This window comes from Amycolatopsis tucumanensis (genome assembly GCF_021654135.1).
GTDB classification, from domain to species: domain Bacteria; phylum Actinomycetota; class Actinomycetes; order Mycobacteriales; family Pseudonocardiaceae; genus Amycolatopsis_E; species Amycolatopsis_E tucumanensis.
Map to the genome: position 1 here is coordinate 1 of NZ_JAKGSD010000100.1, position 11,551 is coordinate 11,551.

At 71.3% G+C, this 11,551-nt stretch carries 9 protein-coding genes and 1 pseudogene; 5 read left to right on the forward strand and 5 right to left on the reverse strand.

Annotated elements, in window-relative coordinates; genetic code table 11:
* Window positions 1-93: 93 nt before the first annotated feature.
* Window positions 94-2,262, forward strand: coding sequence for an MMPL family transporter (locus L2C96_RS43175; RefSeq protein ID WP_237340191.1), 2,169 nt, complete (start codon window positions 94-96; stop codon window positions 2,260-2,262).
* Window positions 2,263-2,332: 70 nt separating this feature from the next.
* On the forward strand, window positions 2,333-3,724 hold the full coding sequence (locus L2C96_RS43180; RefSeq protein ID WP_026153352.1) for a class II 3-deoxy-7-phosphoheptulonate synthase: 1,392 nt from the start codon (window positions 2,333-2,335) through the stop codon (window positions 3,722-3,724).
* Between the two features lie 135 nt (window positions 3,725-3,859).
* On the opposite strand, the gene L2C96_RS43185 is transcribed toward L2C96_RS43180, so the two are convergent.
* From L2C96_RS43185 to pknB, 3 genes are all read right to left on the reverse strand, one after another.
* Complete coding sequence (locus tag L2C96_RS43185) at window positions 3,860-4,438, reverse strand: 2'-5' RNA ligase family protein (protein ID WP_237340192.1); 579 nt, start codon at window positions 4,436-4,438, stop codon at window positions 3,860-3,862.
* A gap of 32 nt (window positions 4,439-4,470) precedes the next feature.
* Window positions 4,471-5,790, reverse strand: coding sequence for a wax ester/triacylglycerol synthase family O-acyltransferase (locus L2C96_RS43190; RefSeq protein ID WP_272884077.1), 1,320 nt, complete (start codon window positions 5,788-5,790; stop codon window positions 4,471-4,473).
* Window positions 5,791-5,957: 167 nt separating this feature from the next.
* Window positions 5,958-7,952, reverse strand: coding sequence for a Stk1 family PASTA domain-containing Ser/Thr kinase (gene pknB, locus L2C96_RS43195; protein ID WP_237340193.1), 1,995 nt, complete (start codon window positions 7,950-7,952; stop codon window positions 5,958-5,960).
* 125 nt (window positions 7,953-8,077) lie between these two features.
* On the opposite strand from pknB, the gene L2C96_RS43200 reads away from it, so the two are divergent.
* Window positions 8,078-8,446, forward strand: coding sequence for an Rv2175c family DNA-binding protein (locus L2C96_RS43200; RefSeq protein ID WP_017983985.1), 369 nt, complete (start codon window positions 8,078-8,080; stop codon window positions 8,444-8,446).
* Window positions 8,447-8,491: 45 nt separating this feature from the next.
* Here L2C96_RS43200 and L2C96_RS43205 read toward each other — a convergent pair whose 3' ends face one another.
* Window positions 8,492-9,277, reverse strand: coding sequence for an LLM class F420-dependent oxidoreductase (locus L2C96_RS43205; protein WP_237340194.1), 786 nt, complete (start codon window positions 9,275-9,277; stop codon window positions 8,492-8,494).
* Window positions 9,278-9,386: 109 nt separating this feature from the next.
* Window positions 9,387-10,457 carry a polyprenyl synthetase family protein gene (locus tag L2C96_RS43210; RefSeq protein ID WP_237340195.1) on the reverse strand — a complete coding sequence of 357 codons (1,071 nt, stop codon included), beginning with the start codon at window positions 10,455-10,457 and terminating at the stop codon, window positions 9,387-9,389.
* Between the two features lie 78 nt (window positions 10,458-10,535).
* On the opposite strand from L2C96_RS43210, the gene L2C96_RS43215 reads away from it, so the two are divergent.
* The gene (locus L2C96_RS43215) at window positions 10,536-11,330 is read left to right on the forward strand and encodes a PIG-L family deacetylase (protein ID WP_237340196.1); all 795 of its coding nucleotides are present in this window, start codon (window positions 10,536-10,538) and stop codon (window positions 11,328-11,330) included.
* 62 nt (window positions 11,331-11,392) lie between these two features.
* Window positions 11,393-11,551: pseudogene (locus tag L2C96_RS45540) on the forward strand (IS982 family transposase); the annotation flags it as partial.

Here is an 11,551-nt window from a genome sequence, read left to right on the forward strand (position 1 = left end):
CACAACCCAAGATCAAACCAGGTCGAATCTCCAACTTTGAGGACACGTCCTAGGGCTTTCCCGGTTCTCAGCTTCGCGGGGGTTGAATGGGGCATGACCTCCGCGAGGCAAGAACCCGTCATCGAACGTGGCGTCTTCGCCCGGCTGGGGCGGTTGGTCGTACACCGGCCCTGGTGGGTGATCGCCGCCTGGGTCGTGCTGGCCGTAGTGGTGATCTTCACCGCGCCGGCGCTGCCCCGCAGCACGGACGAAAGCGACGCACTGCCCAGGGACTACGAGTCGATCCAGGCGATGACCCTGGGCCAGGAAGCGTTTCCCACCGCGTTCACCCCGTCGATGCTCGTCGTGTTCTACCGCGGCGACAACGCTCCGCTCACCGCGGCGGACACCCAGAAGACCGGTGAAGTGCTGGCCGGCCTGACCGCGAAACGCCTGCCGGACGTCGAGCTGATCTCGCCGCCGACGCCGGCGCCCAACAATGTCGTGCAGATCTCCGCGGTGAAGATGCCGCAGCTGTCGTCCGGCAACGCCGAGCAGCTGACCGCGTCGGCCAAGCAGTTCCGCACCGAGCTGCAGGCGTTGCTCGGCGGCGGCGACCTGAAGGCCGCCACCACCGGCACCGTCGCGCAGCAGCTCGACGTGCAGGAGGCGTCGGGCAGCGCGGACGCCGTGGTCGGCATCGCGACCGTGCTGCTGATCCTCGTGCTGCTGCTGGTGATCTTCCGCAGCCCGGTGATCGCGTTGCTGCCGATCGTGCTGATCGGCATCGTGTCGCAGATCGCGAACGGCCTCATCTCCTGGGTGGTGAAGCTGTTCGGGATGCAGACCGACGCGTCGATCTCGTCGATCCTGATCGTGGTGCTGTTCGGCGTCGGCACCGACTACATCCTGTTCCTGATGTTCCGGTTCCGCGAACGCCTGCGCGCCGGGGACGAACCGAAACAGGCGATGGTCACCGCGGTGAGCCGCGTCGGCGAGGCCATCACGTCCGCGGCGGCCGTCGTGATCATCGCGTTCCTGTCGATGGCCCTGTCGTTGTTCGGGTTCTTCCGGTCGATGGGCCCGTCGTTGGCGATCGCGGTCGCGGTCACGCTGCTGGCCGGGCTGACCCTGGTGCCCGCCGTGGTGTCCCTGCTGGGCGCCAAGGTGTTCTGGCCGTCGAAGTCGTGGCGCGCCGAGCCGAAGGGCGCGCGGTTCGCCGCGATCGGCCGGGGTCTCGGGCGCAAGCCGGCGATCTTCGCGGCCGTGTCCGGCGTGGTGATGGCCGCGCTGGCCGCCGGGCTGGTCAACTTCAACCCGACCTTCGACCTGGCGTCCGGCTCGATGCCGGACACCGCCGAATCGCAGGTCGGGCTGCGGCAGCTGGAGCGCGGCCTGCCGCCGGGCACGACCTCGCCGACGAACGTCTACCTGCACAGCGACAGCGGGGCGCTGGACGTCTCGGCGCTGCCGTCGTTCGAGGAGCGGCTGCGGGCCGTGCCGGGTGTCGGGCAGGTCGGGCAGCCGCAGGTCAGCGCCGACGGCGCGACGGCCAACTTCGCGGTCACCCTGACCGACGACCCGAGTTCGGACGCCGCGATCGACACGGTGTCGGGCCCGCTCCGGACGGCCGCGCACGACGGCGCCCCGCCGGGCGCGCGGGCGCTGGTCGGCGGCGAGACCGCGGTGTACGTCGACATCCAGGACACGATGAACCGCGACTACCGCGTGGTGTTCCCGGTGGCGGCGGTGCTGATCATGCTGGTGCTGGCGTTGCTGCTGCGCAGCGTGGTGTCGCCGTGGTACGTGATGGCGTCCGTTGGCCTCGGCTTCGCGGCGACGCTGGGTGCGACGACGCTGCTGTTCCAGAACGCGATCGGCGAGACCGGGCTGATCTTCATGATCCCGCTGATCATCTACATGTTCGTGGTCGCGCTGGGGACGGACTACAACATCCTGATGATGGCCCGGCTGCGGGAAGAGGCGAAGAACGGTCATTCCCCGCGTGAGGCGGCGGCGCTCGCGGTGCGTCACACGGGCCCGACCATCGCCGCGGCGGGCGTCATCCTGGCGGGTTCGCTGGGCGCGCTGATGCTGGCCGGCAACGCGCTGCTGGCCGAGATGGGGTTCGCGTTGTCGTTCGGGATCCTCGTCGCGGCGTTCGTCATGGCGATGTTCTTCGTGCCCAGCCTGACGGCGCTCATCGGCCGCGCCGCGTGGTGGCCGGGCCACGGCGACCGCGCGAAGCCGGAACCCGAGCCGGAGCGCGTGCGGCAGGGCTGAGGGCGCCGCCCCGGGGTGGCCCCCACCACCTCGGGGCGGATCGTCCCAGCGCACCCCATATCCTGGGGTGGTGAACTGGACCGTGGACGTGCCCGTCGACACCCTTCCCGAGCTGCCGCCCCTGCCGCCGGAACTGCGTGCCCGGCTTGACGACGCCCTGTCCCGCCCCGCCGCCCAGCAGCCGGAGTGGCCCGACGCGGACGCGGTCGGCCGGGTCCGCCACCTGCTCGAGGCCGTGCCGCCCATCACCGTGCCCGCCGAGATCGACCGGCTCCAGGACCGCCTCGCCATGGTCGCCCGCGGCGAGGCCTTCCTGCTCCAGGGCGGCGACTGCGCCGAGACGTTCGAGTCCAACACCGAGCCGCACATCCGCGCCAACCTGCGCACGCTGCTGCAGATGGCCGTCGTCCTCACCTACGGCGCCAGCCTGCCCGTCGTGAAGGTCGGGCGCATCGCGGGCCAGTACGCCAAGCCGCGCTCCAACAGCACCGACGCGCTCGGCCTGCCCGTTTACCGCGGCGACATCGTCAACTCGCTCGTCGCCAAGCCCGAGCTGCGCGTCCCCGACCCGGGCCGCATGATCCGCGCCTACGCCAACTCCGGCGCGGCGATGAACCTGGTCCGCGCCCTCACCGGCGCCGGCATGGCCGACCTCGCCCAGGTGCACGACTGGAACAAGGACTTCGTCCGCACCTCGCCCGCGGGCGAGCGCTACGAGGCGCTGGCCGGCGAAATCGACCGCGGCCTGCGGTTCATGTCCGCCTGCGGCGTCAGCGACACGTCGCTGCACTCCACCGAGATCTTCGCCAGCCACGAGGCCCTGCTGCTCGACTACGAGCGCGCCATGCTGCGGATGGACAACGCCAACGCGGCCAACCCGAAGCTGTACAACCTCTCGTCCCACTTCCTGTGGATCGGCGAGCGCACCCGCCAGCTCGACGGCGCCCACATCGCCCTCGCCGAACTGCTGGCCAACCCCATCGGCGTCAAGATCGGCCCGACCACCACGCCCGAGCAGGCCGTGGAGTACGTCGAGCGCCTCGACCCGCGCAACCAGCCCGGCCGAGTCACCCTCATCTCCCGCATGGGCAACGGCAAGGTCCGCGACGTCCTGCCCGCCATCGTGGAGAAGGTCGAGGCCACCGGCCACAAGGTGATCTGGCAGTGCGACCCGATGCACGGCAACACGCACGAGTCGTCCAGCGGCTACAAGACCCGCCACTTCGACCGCATCATCGACGAGGTCCAGGGCTTCTTCGAGGTGCACCACAAGCTCGGCAGCTACCCCGGCGGCATCCACATCGAGCTCACCGGCGAGGACGTCACCGAGTGCCTCGGCGGGGCGCAGGAGATCTCCGACTCCGATTTGGCCGGGCGGTACGAGACGGCCTGCGATCCGCGGCTGAACACGCAGCAGTCGCTGGAGCTGGCGTTCCTGGTGGCGGAGATGCTGCGGGGTTGACGCTACCCATTCAGCTGCCGGTTATCCGTCCCTGAGCAGCAAACACGCCGCCCTGAGCAGCAAACACGCCGCCCTGAGCAGCAAACACGCCATCGTTGGCCGCTCCCGGCGGCGTGTTTGCCGTTTCTTGCGGTCTCAAGAAGCGAAGTAGTCCTCGGCGGCTTCCCTGGGCCGCTGTAGCGGCGCCGGCAGCTCGAAGGCCGCCACCGTGCGCCACGGGCCGTGTTCGTCCTCGCCCGCCACCAGGTGCACGCGGTCGATCCACGCCCGCACCGGGAGCGCCGCGGCCAGTTCAGCCGCCGCGCGTCGCCGGGTGTGGGCGTCGCCCGTTCGGTGGTCCACCACCGTCAGGTGGGGGACCGTGTCCGGGTGCTCGCCGCCGTAGGGTGGGTGCGCCGGGAAGCGTTCGCACACCGCCTGCGTCAGCGCCCGGAAGTGCTCGTCCGGCTCCGGCGCCAGCCACACCACCTCCGAGCCGAACCACCCCACCTGCGAAAACTCGCACTCGAACGCCTCGATGCCGACCAGCGCGGCCTCCAGATCCGCCACCGTCCCGGCGTCGATGTCCCGCGGCGTCACGAACGGGTACAGCACGGTCACGTGCGCCGGCACGGTCCGCCGGTGCCGGGTGACCAGGTGGTCCGTCTCGGGGACGGGGACGACGATGGCACTCTTCGTGGCACGGCGAAGCCACTGCGCGTCGGGGACCGGCATGGCTTCATCATGACTGAAGCCGCGCCGGATGTTTAGATCGACCGCTCGTACAGAGCAGCGGCGGACTTCAGCACGGCGTCCCGCAGCGAACCGGTGTCGGACACCGCGTCGCCGTTCATCTGCAGTCCGATGTGGACGTGGTCGGCGTACGTGGCCGCCGCGATGCCCACCGCGTGCCGCGGCGCCAGCGGAACGAACGGGTAGATCTCGCACAACCGCGCGCCGTCCAGGGTCAGGTCCAGCTTCGGCAACGGCACGTTCGTGATCACCGTGTCGAACAGCGCCCCCGCGGCCTTCCCGGCCACCTTCGTCGCCAGCCGGTGCAGCCCCGGCGGCAACCGGTCGGCCAGCACCGGCAGCGCACCCGCCCCGCGCTGCGGCCCCGCCGCCTTGTTCCGGTTCATCGACCAGCGGATCTCCCGCAACCGCCGCACCGGATCGTCCAGGTGCACCGGCAGATCGCACAGGTAACCGGACAGCTGGTTGGCGCCCCAGCCGCCCTCACGCGCCCGCATGCTCACCGGGATCAGGGCCCGCAGCGTGCGGGCGTCCGGGCGCTGACCGCGGTTGATCATCCACTCCCGCAGCGCGCCAGCCAGGACGGCCAGCACGACGTCGTTGGGCGTGCCGCCGTGCGTGCCGCGGATGGTGCGGATGTCGGCGAGCGGCAACCGGACGAACCCGAGCCGCCTGCTGGCCGAATCCGGCGCCCCCAACGGGGAGAACGGGTACGGTCGCGCGGCACGCAGGACCGCCGACGCGATCGCCGCGTTCTCCCCGGCCTGGCTGAACGCCTCCGCGACCCCGTCCCGCAGCGCCTCCAGCGGCGAACGCGGATCGGCCGGCCGGTCGGCCGCCTCGATGAGCATGCGCGTGATCGGCAGCTCGTCCAGCAGCCCGGCGGCCACCGCGAACGCGCCGGCGCCGTCGGTGAACGCGTGGTGCAGCTTGAGCAGCAGCGCGAACCGGCCGTCCGCCAGGCCGGTCACCACGTGCAGGTCCCACAGCGGCCGGTCCATCGGCAGCGGCTGCTCCATCCACTCGGCCGCGTGCGTGGCGAGCGGGTCGTCGGCGTAGAACCCGGCCAGCCGGTGCACGTGGATGTGCCGGCGCGGATCGAATTGCGGGTCCTCCACCCAGGTCGCTCCGCCTGGTGGGAACAACGACGAACGGAACCGCTGGCGCAGGCGCGGGATCCGTCTCGCGCGCCGGGCGAGCAGATCGGCCAGCCGGTGCGGATCAACGGGGTCATCCGGTTGGAAGATCACCGCCGCCCCCATGTGCATGGGGGTGGATTCCCCTTCCAGGCAAAGGAAAGCCACGTCCAGCCCACTGAGCTGACGGCCAGCCATAGACGACCCCTCTACGGTCGGTGACACGGGATTGCCTGCTACTTGAGCAAACGGACGTGACGAAACGGTAGTCCATTTGTTTCCGCAGCGCTAACGGCTCCCGATTCTCACTCGAATGGGGTATCGGTCCTTTGTGGACGTGAAAATCGCGCGGATCTCCTTGTCGATCAAGGAAATACTTGCAATTTCACCTTCTTGCCGCGTTCGACCTGCTCGCCGGGCTCGGGATCCTGCCCGACGACGATGGAGAAGTTCCGTGTGCGGCCCTGCACGTCGGCCTGCAGCCCGGCGTCGGTGAGCAGCTGGATCGCGTCCTGCACCGGCCGTCCGAGCACGGACGGGACCTGGACCGCGGTGGAGGTGAACACGCCGACCCGCTTGTCGCCATGGCCGTCGATGGTGGTCCCTGCTGCCGGCGTGGTGCGGGTGACGCTGCCGCTCGGCACGTTCTCGGAGAACTCGGTGCCGGCATCGTAGGGCTCGAATCCGGCCTCCCTCAACCGCTGGAAGGCCTCATTCCGGCTCAACCCGACGACGCTGGGCACCGGCGACGGCGGCGGGCCCTGCGACAGGCCGATCCGCACCGGCGAGCCGATGGTGAGCTGCGTGCCGGGCTTCGGGTCGACCACGAGCACCTTCCCGGCAGGCACCGTGCTGCTGTAGGTGTCGATGCTCTCGTCCCGCCGCGGTGTGAGCCCGGCCGCCTTGACGGCCGCCTCCGCCTGCGCCAGCTCCGTGCCCGGGCTGATGTCGGGCACCGTCGGGCGGCCCGAGGACAGCACCAGGGTGACCGAGCTGCTCTTCTGCACCGACGTCCCGGCCTGCGGATCGCTGCCGATCGCCTTGCCGGCCGCGACGGTGTCGCTGAACTGGCGGGTCACGGTCACCGACAGGCCGGCGTCGTGCAGCGTCTTCTCCGCCGTGGCCTGGTCCAGGCCGGCCACCGGCGGGATCGAGATCGAGTCCGCGGCGTCCTCGCCGACGCTGAACCACCACACGCCGGTGCCGACCAGGGCCACCACGAGCGTGGCGATGACGGCCCACAGCACCACCGGGCGGCGCTGCACGAACGTCTTCAGGTCCTCCCGCGGCGGCGCGGGCGGGGGCGGCGGCACGGGCGCGGCCTGCGGGCGGACCATCGCGCGGGTGCCCCGCGGGCCCGCGATCGGGTCCGTGGTCGCGACCGGCGCGAACGCGGGCACGGTCTTCTCCGGGTCCACGGGCGGTGCGGGCGCGACGGGCGCGGCGGGCACCTCCTTCGGCGGCAGCACCGGGATCGGCGCGGGCGCGATGCCCAGCGCCGCCCGCACGCGGCGCAGCTCCTGCAGGAACGCGGCGGCATCCGCGGGCCGCGCTTCCGGGGCGCGCCGCGTGGCACGCAGCACCAGGTCGTCCAGCACCGCGGGCAGGCCGGGCTCGACCGTGCTGGGCGCCGGGACGTCGTCGTTCACGTGCCGGTAGGCGACCGAGATGGCGGTGTCGCCGGTGTAGGGCACCTGGCCGGTGAGCAACTCGTAGAGCACGATGCCCGCCGAGTAGACGTCGCCGCGCTCGCCCGCCATGCCGGTGGTGACCTGCTCGGGCGCCAGGTAGGACACGGTGCCCAGGATGATGCTCGAACTGGTCGTGCCCGCGCTCGCGACGGCACGCACGAGGCCGAAGTCGGCGACTTTCACCACCCCGGTCGGCGGGTGGCCGGTGGCGCCGATCAGCACGTTCTCCGGCTTCACGTCGCGGTGCACCAGGCCGGCCTGGTGCGCGGCCGACAACGCGGCGAGCATCTGCTCGGCCACGCTCAGCGCCAGCGGCACGTCGAGCTTGCCCCGCTGGTCCAGCAGGTCGCGCAGCGTGCCGCCGTCGACCAGCTCCATCACGAGGAACACGTGCGAGCGGTCGCCTGCCACGTCGACGCCCTGGTCGTGCACCGTGACCACGTTCGGGTGGTGCAGCTTCGCGGCCAGCCGCGCCTCGCGCTCGAAGCGCTCGACGAACGACCGGTCGTCGGCGAAGCGCGGGTCCATGACCTTGATGGCGACCGGACGGTCCAGCCTCGTGTCCGACCCCCGGTAGACGGCCGACATGCCGCCCCGCGCGAGGAGGCCGTCGACCCGGTAACGCCGCTCCAGTAGCGTCCCGGCCAGGCTGGTTTCCGTGCTCGTCACGCGCCCGATCGTACGGACTTTGCCGGAGTCCGTGGAGCCGCCCCGGGACTGCCGTGGTGGAGCTTTCGTTACGCCGTTCGCGCGACATTGCGGACAACCAGGCCTGATGTGGCACCCTGTCTTGCGTGAGTGCGATCCCAGTCGCTGATGACATCCTCGACGCCGACGTGGCCGTGCTGTCGCTGGCGCAAGTGGCGGAGCAGATCGGCCTTTCGGTGAACAAGGTCCGGCAGCTGCTGCGGGACGGTCAGCTGCTCGCCGTGCGGCGCGACGGCGACCTGATGGTCCCGGCGGACTTCTTCGTCGGCGGTCAGCCGGTGAAGGGGCTGACCGGACTGCTGACGGTGCTCGCCGACGCCGGGTTCAGCCGCACGGAGATGCTGCGCTGGCTCTACGAGGCGGACGAAACGCTGCCCGGCAGCACCCCGATCAACGCCCTGCGCACCAACCACGGCACGGAGGTGAAGCGCCGCGCCCAGGCCATGGCGTTCTAGCGAACAGGCGGGTGCGGAGTCGCACCCGCCTCCGCCCGGCAGGTGTCAGCCGTTCTGCGCGTCGCGCCAGGAGATCCACTTCTTCAGCAGGCCCAGGTCGTAGTCGGGGCCGCCGACGCCGACGGTGAACAGGCTCACGCCCAGCCCCCGCAGCTTCGGGCCCAGCTCGTCCGGCTCGCCCTGCACGCCGGTGGAGATCTCGATCTCGCCTGCGTCGCGGCCGACGTCCGCGCAGTGCTGCTGCAGGATCCCGACCTTGCGCTCGACGGTCTCCGGGTCGCCGAAGCCGTGCCAGATGTCGGCGTGCTTCGCGACCAGCTTCAGCGTCTTCTTCTCGCCGCCGCCGCCGATCAGCACCGGGATCTTGCGGGTGGGCGCCGGGTTGAGCTTGCCCAGCCGCGACTCGATGCGCGGCAGCGCCTCGGCCAGGTCGTCCAGGCGGCCGCCCGCGGTGCCGAACTCGTAGCCGTACTCGTCGTAGTCCTTCTCGAACCAGCCGGAGCCGATGCCGAGGATCAGGCGGCCGTCGCTGATGTGGTCGACCGTGCGCGCCATGTCGGCGAGCAGCTCGGGGTTGCGGTAGCTGTTGCAGGTGACCAGCGCGCCGATCTCGACCCGCGACGTCGACTCCGCCCAGGCGCCGAGCATGGTCCAGCACTCGAAGTGCTTGCCGTCGGGGTCGCCGTAGAGCGGGTAGAAGTGGTCCCAGTTGAAGATGATGTCGACGCCGAGGTCTTCGGCGGCGGAGGCGGTTTCGCGGATGGTCCGGTAGTCGGCGTGCTGCGGCTGGAGCTGCAGCCCGATCCGGATCGGCCTGGTGGTGTCGGTCATACCGCCAGCCTAGCCACACTCAGGACACCCGCGCAGGGCGACGGAAGTGCTTGCCCCGCATGGACTTCCACCTGGATCGCACTCCAGGTGGAAGTCCACTGTGTACGACTCAGAAGGTGCGCTGGGTGGCGAGCTCGGCCAGCTCGGCGAGCCGGGTCGCCGCGGGTTCGGCCAGGCGGGCGCGCTCCAGCGCGGCCAGCGCGGTGCCGGTGAGCGCGGTGATGCGCTGCTCGACCGCGTCCACGGCGCCGACCTCGGTCAGCGTCCGGCGCACCGTGTCCACCTCGTCGTCGGCGAGGTCGGCGCCGATCGCGTCGGCGATGAGCTTGTGCTGCTCCGGGTCCTCGGCCAGCTGCAGGCCCAGCGCGACCAGCAGCGTGCGCTTGCCCTCGCGCAGGTCGTCGCCCGCCGGCTTGCCGGTGACCGACGGGTCGCCGAACACGCCGAGCAGGTCGTCCCGCAGCTGGAACGCCACGCCGAGGTCGTCGCCGAACTCGCGCAGCGTCGCGATGCGCTGCTCGTCCGCGCCGGCCAGCGCGGCGCCCAGGTGCAGCGGGCGCTGCACGGTGTAGGCGGCGGTCTTGAGGCGCGACACCCGCAGCGCGGCCTCCGGCGAGGTGTCACCGGTGGCCTGCGTGCGCACGTCCAGGTACTGGCCGGCGAGCACCTCGGTGCGCATCGCGCGCCACGCCGGGCGCGCGGCGTCGAGTGTCGCGGCGGGCAGCGGGGCGCTGTTGAACATGTCGTCCGCCCAGGCCAGCGCCAGGTCGCCGATCAGGACGGACGCGGCCAGGCCGAACGTCTCGGGGGCGCCGAGCCAGCCGTTCGCCCGGTGCTCGCGGGCGTAGGAGACGTGCACGGTGGGGCGGCCGCGGCGCGAGTCGGAGGAGTCGATGAGGTCGTCGTGGATCAACGCGCACGCCTGCACCAGTTCGAGGCTGGCGACGGCCTGCAGCACGCCCTCGGCGTCGGGGCCGTCCGGGTCGCCGCCCGCGCCGCGCCAGGCCCACCACGCGAACGTCGGCCGCAGCCGCTTGCCACCGCCGAGCACGAAGCCGGTGAGCGTGTCGACGCCGGAGCCGAACACGGGCTGGGCGGCCCGGACGGCTGCGCCCGCCTCGGTGAGGAACGCGGCCAGGTGGCGTTCCAGGTGCTGGGGCAGGTCGGCGTCGAAGTCCATGCGCCTATCGTCGACGACATGCGCCGGGCGCGCTTGGCGGGGTGGCCGCGATGTGATCGGCGCCCGTAGGCTCGGCTCGTGGCGACCTTGGTGACGTTTCATGCCCATCCCGACGACGAGTGCATCGCCTGCGGCGGGATCATGCGCAAGGCCTTCGAGGAGGGGCACCGGGTGGTGCTCGTCGTCGCGACCCGCGGCGAGCACGGCGAGGTGCCGCCCGGCTTCCTCGCCGACGACGAGCCGCTGTGGCAGCGCCGGGTCGAGGAGACCAGGGCGGCGGCCGAGATCCTCGGCGCGAAACGGCTGGAGTTCCTCGGCTACACCGATTCCGGGATGATGGGCACGCCGGAGAACGACCTGCCCGGCTCGTTCTGGCGGGCGCCGGTGGAGGAGGCGGCGGCGAAGCTCGCGGCGATCCTGCGCGAGGAGCAGGCGGACGTGCTGACCGTCTACGACGACCACGGCACCTACGGCCACCCGGACCACATCCAGGTGCACCGCGTCGGGATGCGCGCCGCCGAGCTGGCCGGCACGCCGCGGGTGTACCAGAGCACGGTCAACACCGACCACATGCGGGCCGGGCTGGCGGAGTACGCCGCACGGGCCGCCGAGTCCGGCATCACGATCCCCGGTGTCGACGGCCTCGGCGAGCTGGGCAAGCCGGCCGCGGAGATCACCGCCGCGGTCGACGTGCGGCCGTGGCTGGAGGCCAAGCGCGCGGCGATGCGCACGCACGCCAGCCAGATCAGCGAGCAGTCCCTGTTCCTGGCGATGCCCGACGACGCGTTCACCCACGCCTTCGGCACCGAGTGGTTCATCCGCGCGGGCCAGGGGCCGGGCATCACCGAAACCGACCTGATGGCGGGGCTCTAGACGAGTAATGCGGAAGTCTGGGTGGTGTCTGGAGACGGACGAAGGGTGTTCAAGATCCGTTTGTGATCGACGAGCGGCAGGTACTCATGGCGATCTGCGACCACGAACCCCACCTGCTTACCGAACGCCCCGGACTGCTGATCGTCGCCGACAAGGGCTACGTCTGCCGCGAACTCGACCACTACCTCACCGAGCGCGGCGTCCGGCTGATCCGGCCGTCC